The sequence below is a fragment of the Niabella pedocola genome, from assembly GCF_021044425.1.
Classification (GTDB): domain Bacteria; phylum Bacteroidota; class Bacteroidia; order Chitinophagales; family Chitinophagaceae; genus Niabella; species Niabella pedocola.
Genome location: NZ_JAJNEC010000005.1, coordinates 480,905 through 502,527 on the forward strand (window position 1 = coordinate 480,905; position 21,623 = coordinate 502,527).

11 protein-coding genes are annotated in these 21,623 nt (G+C 48.5%); 3 read left to right on the forward strand and 8 right to left on the reverse strand.

Translation table 11 applies throughout. The annotated features are described in order from the left end of the window. Nucleotides 1-13: 13 nt before the first annotated feature. Entirely contained in the window at nucleotides 14-3,172 is a 3,159-nt protein-coding gene (locus LQ567_RS09720) for a SusC/RagA family TonB-linked outer membrane protein (RefSeq protein ID WP_231004309.1), read from the reverse strand. Between the two features lie 433 nt (nucleotides 3,173-3,605). Here LQ567_RS09720 and LQ567_RS09725 point away from each other — a divergent pair, with 433 nt between their 5' ends. Next, complete coding sequence (locus LQ567_RS09725) at nucleotides 3,606-4,973, forward strand: sulfatase (RefSeq protein ID WP_231004310.1); 1,368 nt, start codon at nucleotides 3,606-3,608, stop codon at nucleotides 4,971-4,973. Nucleotides 4,974-4,985: 12 nt separating this feature from the next. Continuing rightward, nucleotides 4,986-6,071: a glycoside hydrolase family 43 protein gene (locus LQ567_RS09730; RefSeq protein WP_231004311.1), complete on the forward strand. Its 1,086-nt coding sequence runs from the start codon at nucleotides 4,986-4,988 to the stop codon at nucleotides 6,069-6,071. Between the two features lie 143 nt (nucleotides 6,072-6,214). On the opposite strand, the gene LQ567_RS09735 is transcribed toward LQ567_RS09730, so the two are convergent. The 4 genes from LQ567_RS09735 to LQ567_RS09750 form a co-directional block, all read right to left on the reverse strand. Continuing rightward, entirely contained in the window at nucleotides 6,215-7,624 is a 1,410-nt protein-coding gene (locus tag LQ567_RS09735) for a sulfatase (RefSeq protein WP_231004312.1), read from the reverse strand. 78 nt (nucleotides 7,625-7,702) lie between these two features. Continuing rightward, nucleotides 7,703-9,733: a sulfatase-like hydrolase/transferase gene (locus LQ567_RS09740; RefSeq protein ID WP_231004313.1), complete on the reverse strand. Its 2,031-nt coding sequence runs from the start codon at nucleotides 9,731-9,733 to the stop codon at nucleotides 7,703-7,705. An 84-nt stretch (nucleotides 9,734-9,817) separates the two neighbouring features. Next, on the reverse strand, nucleotides 9,818-10,627 hold the full coding sequence (locus tag LQ567_RS09745; RefSeq protein WP_231004314.1) for an endonuclease/exonuclease/phosphatase family protein: 810 nt from the start codon (nucleotides 10,625-10,627) through the stop codon (nucleotides 9,818-9,820). 8 nt (nucleotides 10,628-10,635) lie between these two features. Beyond that, nucleotides 10,636-11,547 carry an AraC family transcriptional regulator gene (locus tag LQ567_RS09750; RefSeq protein ID WP_231004315.1) on the reverse strand — a complete coding sequence of 304 codons (912 nt, stop codon included), beginning with the start codon at nucleotides 11,545-11,547 and terminating at the stop codon, nucleotides 10,636-10,638. A 217-nt stretch (nucleotides 11,548-11,764) separates the two neighbouring features. Here LQ567_RS09750 and LQ567_RS09755 point away from each other — a divergent pair, with 217 nt between their 5' ends. Further along, nucleotides 11,765-14,071 carry a DUF5703 domain-containing protein gene (locus LQ567_RS09755; protein WP_231004316.1) on the forward strand — a complete coding sequence of 769 codons (2,307 nt, stop codon included), beginning with the start codon at nucleotides 11,765-11,767 and terminating at the stop codon, nucleotides 14,069-14,071. Between the two features lie 93 nt (nucleotides 14,072-14,164). Here the strand turns inward: LQ567_RS09755 and LQ567_RS09760 are convergent, their stop codons facing one another. The 3 genes from LQ567_RS09760 to LQ567_RS09770 form a co-directional block, all read right to left on the reverse strand. After that, nucleotides 14,165-16,990, reverse strand: coding sequence for a glycoside hydrolase family 95 protein (locus tag LQ567_RS09760; RefSeq protein WP_231004317.1), 2,826 nt, complete (start codon nucleotides 16,988-16,990; stop codon nucleotides 14,165-14,167). A 149-nt stretch (nucleotides 16,991-17,139) separates the two neighbouring features. Then, nucleotides 17,140-18,690 carry a glycoside hydrolase family 28 protein gene (locus LQ567_RS09765; protein WP_231004318.1) on the reverse strand — a complete coding sequence of 517 codons (1,551 nt, stop codon included), beginning with the start codon at nucleotides 18,688-18,690 and terminating at the stop codon, nucleotides 17,140-17,142. Nucleotides 18,691-18,819: 129 nt separating this feature from the next. Next, the gene (locus LQ567_RS09770) at nucleotides 18,820-21,528 is read right to left on the reverse strand and encodes an alpha-d-galacturonidase (RefSeq protein ID WP_231004319.1); all 2,709 of its coding nucleotides are present in this window, start codon (nucleotides 21,526-21,528) and stop codon (nucleotides 18,820-18,822) included. Nucleotides 21,529-21,623: the final 95 nt, after the last annotated feature.

A 21,623-nucleotide genomic window follows, 5' to 3' on the forward strand; every position in this document is an offset into this window, starting at 1 on the left:
TATGAATGAATGATCATAAGCCCAGTTCCAATCCTGCCGAGAACGTACGGGGCAGTGGCAACGTACCATAATCCATACCACTGCCGAGCGCATCGCTGTCGAACGCATTGATGTTCGGATCATACCAGGAATAATTGGTAAACGTGTAGAGGTTTGTGGCAGACACAAATACCCGCAGTCCCTGGATGGGCGCCTTCTTTTTCAAATTGAAAGCATAACCCAGGCGTACCGTCTGGATCCGCAGGAAGGAAGCATCCTCCACCATCCAATCGGGGAACCGCTGGGAAAAGCGGATGGTATTGTTGGTAGGCCTTGTATACCGATTGCTGGTCCCGGGGCCCGTCCAGCGCTGATCCCAGGCTTCCTGTGTGGCATTGAAATTACCACTGGTATTGTTGGCGCCCACCATCCACTGGTTCAGGTTGATGAGTTGGTTGCCTTTACTTCCGATGATATTAAAACCAAAGGAAAAATTCTTATACGTAAACTCATGACTCATTCCATAGGTAAAATCAGGCGCCGGGTTCCCTATAATCGTCTTATCATCCTCGGTGATCTGCCCGTCTCCGTTCACATCCACAAACCGCGTCATGCCGGGTTTTGCCTTTCCTTTTTCAGGTCCGGCGTCCACTTCTTCCTGTGTTTGGTAAATGCCGTCGGTCTTATAGCCCCAGAAGGAGGAAATGGGATCACCCACCTTTGCTACCTGCAGAGGCTGACTCAGGATAATGGCCCCGGCCACCACATAAACGCGGCCATAAGTAATGCCCAGCGATCCCATATCCAATACCTTATTGGAATATTTGGAGAAATTAGCGGAGATATTCCAGGTAAACGGTCCTTTGTTGAATACATTGTAACTGGCTTCCACATCCACCCCCTTGTTAAGCACCTCCCCGATATTGGTAAACATATCGCTGTAACCGGAGGAACTGGGCAGGGCGAGGTTGATGAGCAGGTCCGTCGTATTCTTTTTATAGTAATCGATCGAAAGGCTCAGGCGGTCTTTTAAAAATGAAAGATCCATCCCGATATTCAGTTGTTTTGTATTCTCCCAGCCCAGGTTGGGGTTCTGAAAATCGCTGAGCACATAACCAGGCGCAATGCCGCTTCCCAGTACTACATAGTCGATCCCGTACTTGGCCTGCGTGGCACCGATGGCCACGTTCTCATTACCGCTGACGCCATAACTGGCACGGAACTTCAGTGTAGACACTGTTTTTTTCCAGGGTTCAAAAAAGGCCTCATTGGAAGCATTCCATCCCAATCCTACTGCCGGGAAGAAATTCCACTTATTACCGGGTGCCAAACGGGATGATCCATCCGCCCTTCCGGTAAGCATTATCACATACCGCTGGTCATACGTATAATTGACCCGGCCGAGGAAGGACTGGAGCACCTTGTTCCGCGGACCATTGGTGAGGAATCTTCCGGGCGATAATGCACTGTTAAAATTGTAGTAGGTCATCTGGTCCGAAGGAAAATTCATATTGGTTACACTCGTCGATTTATTGACCCAGCGCTGGTAGGAATAACCGGCCACAATATTCAGCGAGTGTTTTTGATCCAGCACCTTCCGGTAGGTAAACAGGTGATCAGCCAGGTAGTTGGTATTGGAATTATCGGCACGCGTAGCATATCCATTGGGAGCCGTATTACCCACAAACGTACCACGCGGATAATATACATTCCGCAGCGAATACATATCGTTCAAACCGGCGCGAAGGGTATATTTCAGGCCTTTTGTAATTTCATAATCCACACTCAGGTTGCTGATCAGCGTGCGGATCTGCGTTTTATCCTTTACCAGGGTGGTTACCAGTACCGGGTTGTTTGCAAAGGTTTCATCCAGATCCCCATCCGCTTCAAAAGGCTCCTGCAGCGGATTGGTAACCAATGCGCCCATCACAGCAGAGGAGCCCATGATGCCCGTCCAGTTCGATTGCTGTCCGTAGTACCGGTCTGCCATTGAAAAATAGTTCTTAATGCTGATCTTCAGTTTATCATTTACCTGCCGCGAAAAATTAGCCCGGAAACCATAACGTTTATACTGGGCATTTTTAATGATCCCCCGCTGGTCTGAATAATTGCCGCTTACCAGGTAGTCATTACGCCCATCCCGGCCGGATAAGGAGATCTGGTGGTCCTGGGACAATGCCGTTTCATAAATTGCGTCCTGCCAGTTCATGCTAACGCCTGCGGCCAGTATCGAGTCCATTACATGTTGTGTATACACCGAATCCTTGCCGTCATTCAGGTTTGCTTCGTTTTTATAGGTCATAAAATCACGGGCACCCAGCATTTTTATCTGTTTGGGCAGGCTGCTCCAATCAAATCGGGTGGTATAGGTGAGTTTATCCCGGCCGTTATTGCCGGCCTTGCCAGACTTGGTGGTGATCAATACCACTCCGTTGGCACCCCTTGAACCATAAATAGCCGTTGAAGATGCGTCCTTCAGCACATCCACGGAGGCAATGTCATTCGGATTCAGGGAGGCCAGCGGATTTGCGGCCGATATATCCAGTCCGCCGTCTACTCCCATACCGGCTTTCGTAGATCCGTAGCTCGATTCCACCGGCTGCCCGTCAATTACGATCAGCGGCTGGTTATCACCGGTCACAGAGGTTTTTCCCCGGATATTGAAGGTAACGCCCCCACCAGGTTCACCGGTATTGTTAATGATCTGTACGCCGGCCATACGCCCCTGCAAGGCCTCCGTCACCGATACAAAGCGGTTGTCCATTTCCTTGTCCAGGTCCAGTTTGCTGATGGCACCCGTCACATCGCTTTTTTTAAGCTGCCCGTATCCCACCACCACCACTTCATCCATATCCGATATGGTGGAATCGAGGGTAATAAACAATTGTGTTTTATTGCGCACTGCTACTTCCACCCGCTTGTACTGTGCATGCGAAATAACCAATACTGCGTTCCCGGGCATATTGAGCGAAAACGTTCCGTCTGGTTTGGAGGTGGTGCCCGCACTGCGGCCCTTCACAACAATGGAAGCATCCGGTACCGGGTCTCCCAATAAATTTTTTATGGTTCCGGTTACCCGGATCCGGTTATCCTGTGCCATTGTACTAATACCTGTAAGCATAACGGCCAACAGGATCAGCAACTGTTTCCGGCATTCTGAAACCCTGCATTTTAATAATCCTACAATTCTCATAATGACATTTTAGCAATTCAATAAAAAGATGGGGTGCGGTGTACCAGCGATATGTGCTGCAATCGTAGCTGCAATATAACAACAGCCGTTGCCGCATACTGTCATTATTGTAGGCATTGCTGTAATAATTGTCTTATCGTTCTCCGGCGGCCAAACAGCCGCGGAACATCCTTTTAGAACAAGAGTCTTCATGTCCGTTTAAAATTGTTTGGTGAAAAATAAAAGTCCACAAATTTAGTAGACTTTTATTTTTTCCACCAAGAAACCAGCCGTCAAAATTGTTTTTTCCACATTTGTTACAGCAGTTGCGACATTTGTTACAGCGGTATGCCCTGTTTACGGAGCCCAGATCAGAAAGAGTTGTTTATATTGCGGGAAGGAATACAGTACGTGCATGCGCTTTTGCCGGTTGAAATATCATATAATCCTTTTTTTGCTTTTGTTGGCCTTTTATTCCAGGGCACAGCAACAGCCCAATATTATCTTTATCCTTGCAGACGACCTGGGCTACAGTGAGCTGGGTTGTTATGGCAACAGCTTTAACGAAACGCCCGCACTGGACCGGCTTGCCCGGGAAGGGATGCGGTTCACCAGCTTTTATGCGGCCGCACCGGTTTGTTCGCCCTACCGCGCGGCATTGATGACGGGGCAATACCCGGCACGCATCGGTATTACAGATTATCTGCGTCCCAGGGCCGCCCGGCACCTGGATACCAGTTATGTAACGCTCGCCGAGCTGTTGAAAGCACAGGGTTATCGTACCGGTATCGTGGGCAAATGGCATTTGTCGGGCTATATCAAAGAAGGTGCCCCGGAAGAAACGCTTCCGGATCAGCATGGTTTTGATGAAGTGCTGGTTAGCGAAAACCGCGGTATCGGCGAAGGAACCTATTTTTACCCGTATGATTTCAACCGTGAGATCCGGAAGCAGCTGCCCGGGCCACAGGAGTTTATTACCGACCGGCAGAACGAGGAAGCGCTCGGATTCATCAGGCGGAACGGGAAGCAGCCCTTCTTTCTCTTCCTTAGTCATTATGCTGTACATACAACGGTACACGGTAAACCCGGGCTGGTGCGGCATTTTCAGCAAAAAAAGAATGCAGGCAGCAGCCCTCCCACCCAACAAAACCCCGGAAATGATCCTTATAACAAATGGCCGGCCGGATCAAAGGCTTCCGGGAACAACCCGCACCTGGCTGCACAGCTGAAAACAATTGATGACGGTGTAGCCGCTATTGTAAGCTTGCTTAAGGAATTAGGACTGGATCAGAACACACTCCTTATTTTTACCAGCGACAATGGCGGGGAAACCACCATCACTACCAATGCGCCGTTGCGCGGCGGTAAAAGTACGTTATACGAGGGGGGCGTTCGCGAGCCCTTTATTGCCTGGTGGCCCGGGAACATAAAAGCAAATGCCGTTTGTAAACAACCACTGGCCAATTATGATATTTATCCCACGTTGATGGCATTAACGGGCGGCGCAGGCAATCATCAGCCGTTGGACGGTATTTCATTCGTGCCCTTGTTCGGGAACCCGCAGGCTGCGTTACCTCCGAGGAATTTTTACTGGCATTATCCGCTGGACCAACCGCATTTTTTAGGCGGACGTTCTGCCGGAAGTATCCGCAGCGGGGCCTGGAAACTGATCTCCTTTTTTGATGACGGGCATAAAGAATTATATAACCTGGACGAGGATCCCGGTGAGCAAACCGATCTGTCTGCAAAATATCCTTCAAGAGTGGCCGGTTTGGACACTGCATTACGCAACTGGCAAAAAAATGTACAGGCATCCCATTAAATTTATTTTATTATGAAACGACTATTCTCCTTTTTCCTCTTGCTCCTGTTCTTCCAGGTAGCGCCGGCACAAAGTAAACCCGGGTTATCCCATAATCCATTGCCCGTGCAATTTGGAGATCCTTATGTATTGCATGTAAAAGGAGATAAATATTATATGTATGGCACCGGCGGTGGTGCAAAAAAAGGATTCAGTGCGTATTCTTCAACCGACCTGGTTAACTGGAAAGCGGAAGGCCAGGTCTATTCCGGCGATAATAAAAACGGTTGGGGCATTCATTCATTCTGGGCGCCGGAGGTTTATGAACGCAATGGAAAATTCTATTTGTTCTACAGCGCGCAATGGAAGGAAAACCCTGCCAATGAGCTGGAAAATTTTAAAATCGGGGTTGCCGTTGCAGACAAGCCAACAGGCCCATTTGTCGATCTGCATAACCGTCCCGTTTTTGATCCTGGGTATCCCATTATCGACGCCAATGTTTTGTTTGAACCTGACGGGAAAATATACCTTTATTATTCCCGTTGCTGTTATAAACACCCGGTAAAAAGTGAGATCGCCGATTGGGCGCGCAAGAAGGGCTGGTTTAACGAGGTTGAAGAGAGCTGGGTATATGGTGTGGAATTGAGGCCGGATTTCAGCGGGGTCATTGGCGAACCTGTGCTGTTGCTGCGCCCGCCCGTTAAAATGAACGACCGGCAGTCGGAATGGGAAAGCCGTTCCGTTACTTCAAAGGAAGTGAACCGCCGCTGGACAGAAGGCTCCTTTATTTTTAAGCACCGGAATCTTTATTATATGATGTATTCCGCCAATTATTTTGGTGGTAAGAATTATGCGGTGGGCTACGCTACTTCCAAAAGCCCGCTGGGGCCTTTTAAAAAAGCAGCCAACAACCCGGTGTTGCAGAAGAATGTGGAATCGGGCGGAATCGTTACCGGAACGGGCCATAACAGCATTACGTTTTCGCCCGATGGTCAACAAATGTATTGCGTATATCATGCCCGCACCAGCAAAACGGGCGATGAGCGGGTGGTGTTTATCGACCCGATGAACATTGATAAAAACGGGGTGCTGAGAGTAGCTGGCCCTACAACAAAGTAGCCGCCGCGAGGTACGGTCTGCTCACGGAACTTCACGGATGCCCACAGCATTTCCAATGCCTCCTATGGAAGTTGTTATACAGCCGCCGTGTAAATCGATGCAGCCTGTGCGAAAATATCCAGCTCCCATTTGCGGAAAAAACTTTATTCCCCCTCTTCGCTGCCTTGTTGATTCAGCTGTTTACGGTCTTTTAGCCGCTGTGGCAGGGGCGCCTTTGTGGTCTGCATCCATTGCAACAGATCATCAAGCAGTTCGTTCCGTTTGGCTTTATTGACCCCGGCCAGGTTCTCATGTTCCCCCTCATCGGTTTTCAAATTGTATAATTCGATAGCGTTGTTCTGGTCCATTGCCGCCCGGCCACCATCCAGCAGCCATTCTTCATGATACAGGTGCAGCTTCCAGTCGCCCTTCCGGATCACGGTAACAGGTCTTGAGCGAAACACCTGATCTCTTCCGCGGATCACCGGCTGATCCAGATAACCGGGGAAATGCCAGAACAGGGCCGGCCGCCGGGTATGGGTTGCGTTCCCTGTCAGCAACGGTAAAAGGCTCTCCCCATCCAGGTTTGAAGCAGGTCCTCCGGCCAGTTCAAGAAAAGTGGGATACAGATCGATATTGATCACCGGTGCAGCATTAGTGCCCGGTTTTATTTTCCCCGGCCAGTATGCGATAAAAGGTTCCCGGATCCCCCCTTCATAATAACATCCCTTATTCCCCCGCAGCGGCTCCTGCGAAGATTCCGGTGTGGCCCCGTTATCGCTGGTAAAGATCACCAGTGTGTTTGACGCCAATCCTGCCGTTTCCAGGTATTGTTTCACGTTTCCGATACTTTCATCCAGGTCATACACACAGGCAGCATACAGCGCCTGCCGCCCGGTTAGCCCCAGGTTCCGGAATCGCTCAATGCTTGCGGGACGGGCTTCCTGTGCCGAATGAATGGCATGATGCGATAGAAAAACAAAGAACGGCTGTTGCCTGTTTTTTTCGATGAAATTTAAAGCGGCCGCCGTCAGGGAAAAGATCCCCTTCGGATCCTCCGGTTCATTTCTTCGTTTATTGGGGTTGGGCAGCCGCGTATCTACATATGCATCAAAACCCTGGGCTTGCGGACCGGTAGCCGTTTCCTTTCCCAGGTGCCATTTGCCAAATAAGCCCGTTGCATATCCTTTTGCCTTTAATGCCTCAGCCATGGTAGTGATACCCGGCCGGAGACTGTTGTTATTAGGAACCGGCAACAAACGCATCTGGTCCTTTGGCCCGCGGACGGTGCTGCCTACCGCATACACACCATGCCGGGGTGTATAAAGCCCGCTCATTAAACAGGCCCGCGACGGAGCGCAGTTTCCCGCAGCCGCATACGCCTGGGTAAATACCATTCCACTGCGGGACAATCCATCGATCACCGGGGTTTGAAAAATCTTACTGCCGGTAAAGCCACAATCCATATACCCCAGGTCATCTGCAAGGATCAGTATGATATTCGGCCGGGTCTGCGCGCCTGCTCCAAGGCAAATGCCTGCAAGCAGCAGCAGTCCGATGGTTCTGCAAAACATATATCGTTGTGTATTTTTAAAAAAGGTTTACCAAATGCACTGGCAATGCAGCCGGAGCACCGTTAATACCACCGCTGTCTAATAAAAATCCGCGGAGGTTAACAACCGCTTTTCAAATCCCGGTCCACTCCAGTATAATTCAGCCTTTGCATTTTGGCCTGCTCTTTTAAACAACAGGCGAATGGGATGAAGTCCGGCTTTAAGTAAAAGTGTTTTGTTTACTTCTGTTCCGGGGGCATAGCCATAATCCGCATCTAACAGGGCAATATCATGTAGCCGCACAAACGCTTTTCCCGTTGTTTTCAGATAAAAAGTATAGGCACCATCAGCCGGTACACGGATATACCCACCGAAGGTACCGGCATCAACATTGGATAAAACATTTTGAATGGTCTTCAGATCACCTGTACCCGATTTTACCGTTTTCAGTACAGCAGTTTTAGGCACCCATAAAAACCTTCCCTTATAAAGTTCGTATCGGAGCCCTTTTTTTACCCCTTTTTCAGAAACGGAAGGAATGGCTACACTGTCATAGGGACGCGGGGCTTCATCAGAGCGCAGCCGCATCTGTAGCACTTTCTCCTTTAATGCTTTTTGCAATTCCGGAAGTTCCGTTGCCAGGTTTTGCTTTTCCTTCGGATCCTTTACTACATTATAAATCTCAAAATCATCATCGCTGCTCCTGATATCATAGCGTACGCCTACATAATCACCCTCCCGGATGAATTGCATCTGGTTCCGCATCCGGTTCCGGTGATTTTGTTCAAAATCGGTATAGCCGGGTGTTTTCCCATCAAAAAAATATTCCGAATAAAGTGTTTGTTGTTGCTGTATGCCTTTACCCGTAAGAGCCGGTAGCAGCGATACGCCGTCCGTTCTCGCAGGAGCTGCCAAACCGGCTGCATCGAGCAGTGTGGGCATCCAGTCTGACAAGAAAGAAGGCTGCAGCACTGTTTTGCCACCATTTATGGTTCCCTTCCACTGTACAATCGTTGGCGTACGCATGCCTCCCTCCCATTGGTCCCGTTTAATACCGTCAAAGGGTCCGTAACCCTGGAAGAACTCGGGCGTATAGTCCTCTTTCAGATACGATTCCTGTGAAGGCCCATTGTCGGAAGTAAAGACTACAATGGTATTTTCATCGATCTTCAGATCCTTCAGCAATTGCAGCAAGTCGCCCACCTGCGCATCTAAACGCTGTATTACCGTAGCATAACGTTTATTCACATCCCGCCAGGGCGTCATTTTACCCGTAGCTTTATCCAGGTATTGCGCATTTTTAAACTCAGGCGCCATCCAGGAATCAATTTCCCCGGAAGCCGTGTTGATCATATGCCCCGGCTTCCCCGTCCACTTCAATCCTCCGGTAAGTCCACCGCCCGCCGGATATGCCTGTGTAGGCAGCTCGATCACTGCATGTGGTGTATCATACGCCAGGTACATAAAGAACGGTGCGCCTTTTTTTCCCTTTTTATAATCAATGATCCATTGCTTGGCACGGGCCGTCCAGAGATCACCTGTGTAACATTTATCCAGTCCTTCCGTAACATTTACCGTGTTATCATACACTTCTTTTGTTTTCCGGTACAACCCTTCTTTGGGATAATGCTCATGCCCGTCACTATGCCGTATGTAACCGTAGTAATTGTCAAAGCCTCTTTTCAGCGGATGTCCCGGCCAGTCATTCTTACCGGTTCCCTGCAATCCCCATTTTCCAATAGCCACGGTGCTGTATCCCACCGCTTTCAGCGTGGATGCGATGGTATAGTTATCCTCAAGTGCCCGGTCAAACTGATTGTTGCGTATCACGGCATGCCCCTGCGTAACACCGGTCAACAACGATGACCGGGATGATACACACACCGGGGCATTGGCATATTGCTGTGTAAATACCGCCCCGCCGGACGCCATCCTGTCCAGGGATGGCGTTACCATAAAAGGCACCGCCGGATCTTTCAATGCCTTCCGCGCATTCTGATGAAAAACACCCACATCTCCGTAGCCCAGGTCATCTACCAGGATAAAAATAATATTGGGCCGCTGTTTAGCAGGTTGTGCCCAAACGCCGAACACCCACAACAGACAGGAAAAAAGAAGTATTTTACGCATAAGAACCGGTTTCATTCCAGACGGGATTGATTTGTACCCATCCTGTATTTTGACGTTGCCCGGGGCAAGTCGTTTAATGATGATTTAAAAACCTATTTTAAGTACGGCCTGTACGGGGCGATGATCCGAAGCATAATCCTCCTCCACTACACGATGAGAAAGCACTGAAAATGCCGTACCGGGTTTATATGCGATAAAGTCGATAGCCTGTTTTTCTTTACCTTCTTCTATTGTGAACGCACAGTTTTTACAGGTGCGGGTAAATGCCTTGTCCAACAGTTGAATAGTCTCACTTTTCTCGGTAGCATTAAAATCGCCGCCAATAATCACCGGCAGCGTTTCATCCGCAAGGATCCGGTTTACTTCCGTCATCTGTAATTTACCATTTGTTTTACCATGAAAATCCAGGTGTGTTGAGGCTACTCTTATTTTTTTTCCGCCCGGCAATGTTACTACCGCCAAGGATAACACTCTTGGTTCTCCACCGGTTGCAGGATCTGTAGGCAATTTATGGGTTGACATATCTGATAACGGATATTTCGAAAGGATCATGATCCCATAATCCCCACCGTCATGATCGATCGATTTTGAAAAGTGAAAGGCATGATACCCGGTCTTCTGCGATAACAGGGCCGCCTGGTTGATCTTGCCGGAACGCCCGGTGTTTACATCAATCTCCTGCAGGGCTACCACATCCGGATTTTCCTTTTTGATTACCCGCACAATCGCATCCAGATCGATAATACCTGGCTTTGACGGTGGATTACAATGATGCACATTATACGACATAAAAGTGATGGCATCCATACCAGCACTCTTTGCAGGCGCACTTTTCCGGGCGCATGATAACATTACCAATACAATAAAGAGTCCGACTACGTTCAATTTTCTCATAACCTTTTTTAATCTTTTTTAATTGCCCTGTATTTTAAAGGGGGCATTCCAATAACCTGTTTAAATCGTTTTGAAAAATAATAAGGGTCGTCAAAACCCATAGTGATAGCAACATCTTTAATCGCCTTATCCGTAAAGTCGAGCAATTGGCAGGCTTGCTGAATTTTCATCTGCATAAAGTAATCCATGGGAGCATACCCCGTCTTTTGCTTGAACAAATTGGAGAAGCGGGACACGGAGTAATTGGAGTGCCGGCTCAGGTCTTTTAGGGTAATGCTTTCCTGCAGGCGTTCCTGCATATATAAAATGGCACTGTCCACGGCGTCCAGCTCTTTTTTTTCCACAACGGGATAATGCCGGCTGTTGTATATAAAATAGGAAAGGAACTGTCGTAGCCCGAGGTTTGCAAAATACAGGTTGTCTGCGCTATAACCCAACTCCAGTGCCTCATACATTTTATTGAAAAGTGCGGGGATCTCCCCGTTGTCTTTTACCCGCGTAGGTTTAAAGCTGTCCTTTACGGCATTCATCTCGTTAAAATAGGGCAGGTTCATTCCGCCGATATGCATCCAGTAAATGCTCCAGGGATCTTTATCAGCAGACCCGTACGCATGGGCTTCATTACAGGGGAGCATAAAAAATTCGTTAGGACCCACATCAAAATGTGCGCCGCCATATTCAAAAAAACCATGGCCATCCACACAATAAAACAACATATTTCCGGGCAGCCCTTTCTTCCGTTTAGTAAAATGCGCCTTGGCATTGGGATAAAATCCCAGGCTGTAGATATATAAGCTATTCAGCAATGGGTCCTTCAGCATTTTATCGCGGAGCACCGGAAACGGGATTTCGATCCGTTTACGTCCGATGCCGTACCAGATATTCTTAAAAGATCCCTGCTTCTTTTCTGCTTGTTCCATATTTGTAGGCAAAAAACCGGGTCAATAATAATAAACTTTTAGCTTACCGTCAACTTTAACGCCGTATTTGTGACAACCGGCAGCAATCGCAATATGATGCGGCTCCGGATGATGAACATCCGGAGCCGGTATCTATCCGCAAAAATAAAGACTAAAAACCGGTATCAAAAGGATATTTGATTTACTTTTATAATTGTATCAATAACAATTATCCATCATGTTTCGCTTTCTCCTCTGTATCAGCCTCTTTACGCTGGCAAACGCCACTACTGCACAGTTAGGGATACAGGATTATGCGGTAGTGTGGAATACACAAAGCAGGAATGCATCGGAGTCTATGCCCGTTGGCGGAGGATCTATCGGCACCAATTTGTGGGTAGAAAATAATGAGGCACTCCTCTACTTTTCGCGCAGCGGTGCCTTTGATGAAAACAATACCTTTTTAAAAGGTGGTCGCCTGCGGATCCGGTTATACCCCGATCTTTTTGCAAATGGATCCTTTCAGCAGCAACTGGACCTGCAAAAGGGATACGCAGTTATCCGGACAAAAAATGTAAAGGGAACTGCAGAACTGAAGGTTTGGGTCTCTGTTTTTCAACCGGTGATCCATATTACCATCAATAGTTCGGTTCCCGTTACAACGGAAGCGGTTTATGAGAACTGGCGGTTTGCCGACCGGCTGCAAAAAGGGAAAGAGAACAATGCCAATTCCTGGAAATGGGCAGGTCATGTAAATGTAATCACTAAAAAAGATACCGTTCGTTTTGATGGAAACCACGTTCTCTTTTTTCACCGTAACGCCGATTCAACCATATTCGATGCGGCGATAACGCAGCAACAACTGAATACTGAAAAACAGGCCTTATTCAATCCGCTCAAAAATCTTACCTCCGGTGGTATCATTGAAGGCCCCGGTTTTATTGCCGCAAAAACGGGTGATGGCATCTACAGTCATACGCCTTTTAAAAGCTGGATGCTGAAAAGCAGCATTGCTAAAAAACAACATGAACTGCGGGTGGTGCTGCACAATGAACAAACCGGTAATATCAATACCTGGTTTAATGCATTACAGCAACTGGTGCAGAAAAGCCGTATGGAGGCAGAAGACCAGGCAGCTACACGGAAATGGTGGCAGCAATTCTGGAACCGCAGTTATATCTGCATCAACCCGGATAAAAAGGGTCCGGCAGATACGGCCTGGCAAATCGGACGTAACTATCAGCTTTTCCGGTATATGCTGGCCGCCAATGCCTATGGTTCCTACCCTACAAAATTCAATGGCGGACTGTTTACTGTAGACCCGGTTTTTACCGATAGCACGATCAACGGCACACCCGATCACCGTAACTGGGGCGGCGGTACCTTTACGGCACAGAACCAGCGCCTGGTATACTGGCCGATGCTTAAAAGCGGGGATGCGGACCTGATGCAGCCACAATTTGATTTTTATAACCGGTTATTGCATACGGCCGAGCTGCGCACCCAACATTACTGGAATCATAAAGGCGCTTATTTTAATGAACAGATCGAAAATTTCGGCCTGCCCAATCCTACAGAATACGGGTGGAAGCGGCCGGAGGGGTTTGATCCAGGCATGGAATACAATGCCTGGCTGGAATATGAGTGGGACACGGTGTTAGAATTTTGCATGATGTTGCTGGAAGCACAGGATTACGAGGGAACACCTGTTGAAGCATACCTGCCATTGATCAAAAGCTGCCTTGTGTTTTTTAACGAACATTACCAGTACCTGGCCAGGCAAAGAGGCAATAAAGCGCTTGACCAGCAGGGCCACCTGGTACTCTATCCCGGTTCCGGAGCCGAAACGTTTAAAATGGCCTATAATGCCAGCTCCACCATTGCCGCCTTAAGCACCGTGACTCAAAAATTACTAAACGCCCCGGTTCATCTCAGCGATGAAGAGCGGCGTTATTTCGAATCCTTTAGGAAAAGGATTCCGCCCATCCCTTATATGCAGTACGGGGGAAAAACCACCATTGCACCGGCCCAGGCTTGGGCACGGGTAAACAATACCGAGTCTCCCATGCTCTATCCCGTTTTTCCCTGGGGCATTTTTGGCGTAGGCCGGCCGGGGCTGGATACGGCGGTTAACACGTATCAGCTGGATACTTTTGCCCTGAAGTTCCGAAGCGCTGCGGGGTGGAAACAGGATAATATTTTTGCAGCCCGGCTGGGGTTAACAGCAGAGGCCAAACGTTTAACGATTTTAAAGCTGAAAGACAGCGGCCGCCGTTTCCCGGCGTTCTGGGGGCCAGGCTATGATTGGGTGCCGGATCATAACTGGGGCGGCTCCGGTATGATTGGTCTGCAGGAAATGCTGTTGCAGGCCGTTGATGATACACTTTATTTGTTCCCGGCATGGCCAAAAGAATGGGATGTATCATTCAAACTTCATGCACCCCGGAAAACAACCGTAGAAGGAATTTTTAAAAACGGAAAACTGGCCACACTTAAAGTAACACCGCAAAGCCGGGAAAAAGACGTGGTAAATCTGCTGCAATGATCATGGCAACGCGCCATATTACCAGGCTACCCGCCGGATGGCATCTGAGATCACAAGGAATTCTTAGACGGTATTGCCGGAACAAATGGATGGTTATAACGCTTCAACAGTTTTAAAACCAGGACTCACTTTATAACTTTCTCCCTTTTTAAAAGCAAAAGGCAATACAACGCCATTATAACGCAAAGTAACGCTTCCATCTGCAATGGCCTTTATGACAAGTGCCGTAAGCTGCATGTTTTCCCATTGCAGATCCAGCACCAATCCGCCACGGGCATGAATGCCATTGATGCGGCCACCGGGTAGTGCATCGGGCAGGGCGGGCAGGATATCTATAAACCCGGTATGCGACTGCACCAGCATTTCGCCGATACCCGCAGCACCACCAAAGTTTCCGTCGATCTGGAAAGGTGGATGTGCATCAAACAAATTGGGATAACTTCCGGCACCTCTGCCTGCCGGGCTCAGCAGCATCTGTATGAGTTTATAAGTATGATTGCCATCCTTGAAACGTGCCCAGAGATTGATCTTCCAGCCCAGGCTCCAGCCGGTGGCGGCATCACCGCGATAGATCAGCGATTGACGGGCAGCTTTCATCAGGTCAGGAGTGGTTTCCCAGTTGATCTCATTTCCCGGGTATACACCCCAGAGATGGGATACATGCCGATGCTTATTTGTAGTGTCATCCACATCCTGCATCCATTCCTGCAGCTGGCCGTACCGACCGATCTTATTGGGTGCAATACGGGAATATTTATCTTCCAGCTCTTTTCGGAAGGCACCATCCCGCTTCAGGATCTTTGATGCTTCAATGGTGTTTTTAAACAGGGCCCGGATGATCTGGTGGTCCATAGTGGGGCCGGCAACCAGTCCACCCTGCTCCGGAGAATTGGAGGGCGTACTGATCAGATAACCGCTTACCGGGTCTTTAACCAGGAAGCTATTAAAGAACAAGGCAGCGTCCTTCATTATGGGATAGGCGGTGTCCCGTAAAAAACGCTCGTCTTTTGTAAATAGGTAACGCTCCCAAAGATGTTCACAAAACCAGGCACCACCGGTAACCCAGATGCCATGATCGGAGGCATTGATAGGAGCCGTTCCCCGCCACAGGTCTGTATTGTGGTGGAGTACCCATCCCGGCGCATGATAATATTCCTTTGCGGTTTCCCGGCCGGATGCAGCTACTTCCTGCGTCATCTTGAAGAAGGCACTGTGCAGGGGCGAAAGCCCCAGCAATTCAGCCGGCCAGTAGTTCATCTCCGCATTGATATTAGTGGTGTATTTGCTTCCCCAGGGTGGTGATAACAGGTCGTTCCAGATCCCCTGCAAATTTGCCGGATAGGTTCCCGGCCTTGAACTGCTGATCAGCAGGTATCGCCCGTATTGCAGGTACAATGCAACAAATTCCGGATCCCCGGAACGTGAAAACTGCGCCAGCCGCCGGTCTGTAGGCAATGCAGCACTGGCATTCTGTACCTGCGATGGGTTAAAGAAATCTACAGAAAGCGTATTAAAATATTGCCGGTACTCTTTTATATGATCATTTAGCACCGAGGTAAATGACTTTTTTCCTATTTTTTGCAATGCTGCTTTACAAAGCGCCGCCGGTTGCCCGGATACATCTTTATAGTTGCGGTAATTGGTTGCCGCCGTTATCCATACAGTAGCTTCATCGGCACCCTTTACAATAATGCGATTATCTTTTATGTCAATACTTCCTTTTCTTGTAGCTACACGCACATAACTTTCGCCGAATAAGGCTCCGTCTTTAACCTGTATGTGCAACGCCACCGTTTGCGGGTCTATTTTTTTGAGTATAAAATTCCGGTGCGGACTGGAAAGTGCCGTTTCAAAATTAATTGCTCCGGCTTTGTCTGCCTGAAAGTTTACCGCAATAACCTGGTCGGGAACACTCGCAATATAAGTACGTGTAAATGTAGTGCCACCACTCTTGTATGAAGTAGTTAATGCAGCATCTTTGAGGTTGAGCGTACGCCGGTATTGTGTCACCAAAGCGGTATCCACATCAAAATGAAAATGGATATCCCCAAAAGGCTGATAGCGCGCCTGGTATTCGCCTACGGGTGGTACGTTTTCGGATTGAATCCAATACTTCCACCGGCCATTTAATGGCAATTTAGCATCCGGTTTTCCGACCGGATATATACCAATTGCTTTACCAGCATCTTTATACCCGAGGATTCCGCCCTTACCGGCAACGTTTAGTACCAGTATGGCGATGCTGTTCTTACCTGCCTTCACCACAGAAGCAGGTACCTTATAGATCCGTGCCTCTCCATTGTTCTGTGCACCTACTTTTATACCATTGACAAATGTGATGTCCTGTTCGGCGATCTTGTTCAGATCCAGTTCCAGTGTTTTACCCTTCCAGTCTGCCGGCAGCTCAAAGCTAGTTCTAAACCAAACAGCACCATCCAGCTCTCCAAGCCCCTCCTTTTCCCAGCCATCGTAATTGGGCACGTGGATTGTTTTCCAGCTCCGGTCGTTATAGATAGCCGCAGCAGGATTATTCTTTTGTTGCAGTATACTTTTTATCTGTGTAGCCCAGGCATTGCGGTCGCCTTCGGCTGATTTCAACCCCAGGAACTCGCGGCCGGCCAGGTTTTCCGCTTCCTGTTGTTTACCGGCAAACAACAACCCTCGTATAGAATCGAGGTATTTATAGGCCCCCTTCCGGTTATAATCCCTCGGACCACCGGACCAGAGCGTTTCTTCGTTAAACTGGATCCGGTCATCCGATACGCCTCCAAAAACCATCGCGCCCAGGCGACCGTTCCCGATGGGCAATGCTTCTACCCACTCGGTTGCAGGCCGGTCGTACCAAAGCTTCAGATGTTGTGCGTTGCCCGGTTGCATGATCGCGACAAAGGCCAATACCAAACAAAAATATTTTTTCATACTTATTCGCCAGCGGACACCAGCATGCCATTTTTTTCCAGTTTTGGCGATCTGGTGACGGTTTTACGTTAAAAACTTTGTTTTCGGTTGCTAATATATGAATAGGTTTTTTCTTCCCCTTATGTTTTTGTTTCTTTATGTCCATGCGCTCAACGCTTAATAACTTCCCCGGCTTTTACTTCCGGATCGATTTGAATAGCTGCATCTTCAACAAGATTGTCCTTTACAACGATTTTTTCTGTAGCCGGTCCTGTGATTCTGGTAAACAATCCCGCTTTTGTAAACGGCCAGCAATCCTGGATCCGTGCACCTTTTACATCATTCAGCCATATCATTGGCGCATCCGCCGGCAATTGTTTGGCCTCCAAATTAATGACTGAAAGCCGCTTCGCAACGTCGGCCTTTAATGCCGGTCCCAGCTGCGTATTCACCCGCACGTTGTTCAACGAAATATCTTCAGCGTTTTTCAGGGTAATACCCCGCTCCGCCTCAAACACCACGTCGTTCAGACTAATTTCGGAAACGGGCATTTCCTTAAGCCCGTTTATATACAATGCCTCTTTGGTATACGCGGTGATATTGCTTAACCGGATATTCCTGAAACGGGGCGTTCGTTCCGACACGGGTTCTTCCGGCACTTTTGCATATTCCATATCCAGCACGATCGCCTGCTCCTTGATGTTTTTCATCACAATATTGCTTACCCTTATATCTTCCACCACACCGCCTCTGCCGCGTGTTGTTTTGATACGGATGCCGCGGTCGGTGCCATCAAAAATACAATTGCTGATCACGATCTTTTTAACACCACCGCTCATTTCGCTGCCGATTACCACTCCTCCATGCCCGCTGAGCATGGTGCAATTGGTGATGGTATAATTTTCCGCGGGACGGGCTTTTGCGCGTCCAGGAGCATCTTTCCCGGATTTAATCGTAATACAGTCGTCCCCTACACTGATATGACAATCGCTGATATGTACATTCCTGCAGCTTTCGGGGTTAATGCCGTCCGTATTGGGAGCATGCTGGCCCGGGTTAATGATCGTAACTGCATGCACCGTTACATTGTCGCAAAATTGCGGATTGATGGTCCAGAAGGGTGAGTTACGGATAGTGATCCCCTGGATAAGGATATTTTTGCAATGCATGAACTGGATAAACGGAGGGCGTAAAAAACCGCGCTTCATTTGCTTTGGATCATCCGGCAATAAGATGTCCTTATTCAAGCGGTCAAATTCCAGTTGCCATTTGGAGCGTGGCTGCCCCTCTTTATAACCCTCTACAAAATCCCACCATTTTTTGCCATGGCCATAAATGGTACCGCTGCCTGTAATTGCGATATGCTCCACCCCGTTTGCATAAAATAACGGCGAAAAACTGGTCACATCCACACCCTCATACCGGCTTTCCACCATGGGCAGGTAGTCATCAAAATGATCACTGAAATGCAGTTCGGCACCCGCATCGATCAGTATCGTGATATTGCTTTTCAAGTGAATGGGACCGGTAAGGTATTTTCCTGCGGGAAAATAAACGGTGCCCCCACCTGCTGCAGCCGCAGCCTTCACGGCCCTGGCAATAGCTGCTGTTGCCTTCGCGCTACTGTCTTTTTTTGCGCCGAATTTAGTAACATCATAATACTGTTGGGCATCGGTGAGCGCGCACACAAAAAAGGCGATAACAACAAAAAAAAACCGCATAAAAGTCTATTATTAAATGATAGAATCAGGTTGCAAACCGCAATGAACAGGGGCTTCCCGGCTGTATGCGAACTACCATCCATTACTGCGATATCGCTGGTGCCTGTACATCATGGCAAAAGACATCCTTTACTCAAACAACCAATCCACCTGCTTTTTATTTCCGCTTTCATACAAACCTGCGTCATACACCTTCACCGGCTGATTGCCGTCGATAAACCCCAATACAACGGCCACCCCTTTTTCGAGTTTAAGCGTATTGATGCCCGGCTTAAATTCGTACATGTGTACATTTAGCTGTGGCATACCCGGTATCACCAGTGCATTGGCGATCTTCGTTTCGGCCTGGCCATAATCATTGGCCAGTGCATTTGTTTCCAGTTCGGGCGCTTTCAGATAAAATGTATCTCTCGAAAAAGCCGACTTCTGCGGTTGAAAAAAGCCTACAAGTACTTTTACAGGCCGGGTATTGCTAAATGTATAAAACGTTCCCCGCTGCAATTGCGCTTTATAAGAAAGTTTCAAACCTTTCAGCCCTTTCAGTTCAGGCGCAAACAACCGGATAGATAATGTGGTATCTGAAAAAGGTTGTGCAAGACTATCTATAAAAAATGACGCCACCGGCTTGTCTTTATTCATTGTTGCCGCCGCAGTGTACGCTTTTGTTTGCACCGTATTCGTCCCCGGATGGTTTTTTAGAGAATCCAGCCTATGTTGAAATACTCCCAGTTCTTTTTCAAACGGGCCCAACACTTCCTTCCATGTTTTAAAAGTGCCGTCTACCCCACGAATGGGGATCTTCCGCTGCTGTGTCTGCATACTGTTGGCATACAGGTAGGTTCCCTCCGTTAGGCGCACCAGTTTTTTGTACCAGTCCACACTTTCTTTTAGCAGCGGCAGCGCTTTTTCCAGGTCCTTTATATCATCCGAATATTTGTACCGCAATATCCACAATGCGGCTTCGGCCTTTGCTGCATAATGATAGGCCAGGGCCCGGTAACAGTCGGCGTCATTTTTAATGCGTGCAAATTCATCCTTGTTTTTTGTCACGCTCCCGATCGCTTTTAAAGCGGCCACTGCAGCATCGCCATGCGCCCGCACTTCAGTAGCCACCTGCACCGGCGTTTCCCCGTGATGGGCGATCTTCTTCCATTCCTTATCGGCATAATCGATCAACATTTCCCCTTCGGGACTCTCTCCTTCATACAACAGGGTAAACAAGCCATAGCGATAGGGATTAATAAGCTGTGTCATCAGCATGCCCAATGTAAGCGTTTGACGATTGCCATCTGTAATGCCAAACCGCCGCAATAATTTGGGAGCAATTTCCCCCATCGCTTCATATGCCTGCAAAACAGCGGCTCCTTTTTCCGGGCCGATTCCAAACTGGTCACCCATCAAACCGCTCCAAAAGCCGATCTCTTCCTGCCGGTTGCGCTTCGATCGCCAGGCATACCGGCTCCAGGCCTTGTACCAGATCCAATCCCTTTCAATCTGCAACAACCGCTTTCCCCCCCCGGTGCTGTCGGCGCTGTAGGGCCAATCCCAGTAGGATGATTCAGGATACAGATGCAACCCGTGCGCGCCCAATACTTCCTGCATTCCTGTTACACTTTGCTGAATAAAATCCGGCGATCCATAACGGAAGGGCTCCAGGTTAGCCAGGATATGTACGTTGGCAATATGCACGCTTCCCAGGCCGCTCAATGTCTGGTGCAGTTTGGCCCATTCGCCCCTCGGCCTTGGAACTGTTAATGCTTCTCCGTTAAATTTCGCTTCCGTATATAAATTCTTATATAAAGGTAATGCGGCCTTCATTACAGCAGGCGCATCGGTATCATGCGCCCGCAATACGATCGGCGGTTCCTCTTTGATGCCCAGAGCTTTCATACCATCCTGTACCCCCGGAATGATGGTCTTTGTAAACCATTCGATATCGTCATTCCCCACGCCTTCCATGGCCTCGCCCAGGCATACCATCAGTCCCACATTCGGATATTTTTCCACAAAGGCAGCGATCGACTTCCGGGTATAGTCCGCAATAATGGGAATGATGGGCCGTTCGCGCTCCTGTGTTTTGAGGTGATGCTTTTCTGCAAAAGGTTTTGATACGATGATATTGTAAAACATCTGTATCACCCAGATCCCCCGCTTATCGGCCTCTGTCGTCAGGAAGCGGTACATTTCTTCATTCTTCTTAAAGGTTGCTGCATCCACTTCCACGGCATAGGGATACTCTTTTAGTTTTACCAGGGAAGCAAAGGGATGCCCGTTCCAGAGATATAGCGAATTCATCCGGTTGTGCACCATGGAATCCAATACCTGTATCCATAGCTTTTTGTCATAAAGCCAGGGAAATGTTTGAGGGGTGTAGGGGTATTCATACACATTGTGCCCGGGCAGATAATAGGGTTTCTGAATGCCGATGCATGCTCCGCGCAGCACCATTTCCGGAACATCGGAAAAGGACAATATTTCCGGCAGGATGCCACTTGCCCTGACACGATCGGATAGTTCCAGGCAGCCGTACAGGACTCCTGAAGCATCTGCGCCTTTTATAATCACCCGTTTATTCCTGGTTTCAATGGAGAAACTTTCTTTCTTTCCTCCAACACCGGTATACAAGCCGATAAAGATTCCGCCAGTATTTTCAGCAGCCGCCGGTGTTACACGAACGGTATAGCCCGCAGCTATCAGCGTATTCTTTAACTGCTCCGCACCATACCTCACCCGTTCCACTGCATCTGCCGGCAGCGCAATGATCACGCTTTCCCTCACCGGCAATGCAACCAACTTCATGGTGATCACCAGCAACATACCTGTTAATAATCCCTTCATGCTTCTATAAATTCAATGATCAATCGTTTGTATAATGTATCGTCATCATTCCCGCAGATGCCCGCCCTGAGCCAATAATGCCGCAGGCTCCCGAT

Bases quoted from the DNA above. Each gene is read 5' to 3' on its own strand.
- LQ567_RS09720 (WP_231004309.1), bottom strand. From the start codon at position 3,172: ATGAGAATTGTAGGATTATTAAAATGCAGGGTTTCAGAATGCCGGAAA.
- LQ567_RS09730 (WP_231004311.1), top strand. From the start codon at position 4,986: ATGAAACGACTATTCTCCTTTTTCCTCTTGCTCCTGTTCTTCCAGGTA.
- LQ567_RS09735 (WP_231004312.1), bottom strand. From the start codon at position 7,624: ATGTTTTGCAGAACCATCGGACTGCTGCTGCTTGCAGGCATTTGCCTT.
- LQ567_RS09740 (WP_231004313.1), bottom strand. From the start codon at position 9,733: ATGCGTAAAATACTTCTTTTTTCCTGTCTGTTGTGGGTGTTCGGCGTT.
- LQ567_RS09745 (WP_231004314.1), bottom strand. From the start codon at position 10,627: ATGAGAAAATTGAACGTAGTCGGACTCTTTATTGTATTGGTAATGTTA.
- LQ567_RS09750 (WP_231004315.1), bottom strand. From the start codon at position 11,547: ATGGAACAAGCAGAAAAGAAGCAGGGATCTTTTAAGAATATCTGGTAC.
- LQ567_RS09755 (WP_231004316.1), top strand. From the start codon at position 11,765: ATGTTTCGCTTTCTCCTCTGTATCAGCCTCTTTACGCTGGCAAACGCC.
- LQ567_RS09760 (WP_231004317.1), bottom strand. From the start codon at position 16,990: ATGAAAAAATATTTTTGTTTGGTATTGGCCTTTGTCGCGATCATGCAA.
- LQ567_RS09765 (WP_231004318.1), bottom strand. From the start codon at position 18,690: ATGCGGTTTTTTTTTGTTGTTATCGCCTTTTTTGTGTGCGCGCTCACC.
- LQ567_RS09770 (WP_231004319.1), bottom strand. From the start codon at position 21,528: ATGAAGGGATTATTAACAGGTATGTTGCTGGTGATCACCATGAAGTTG.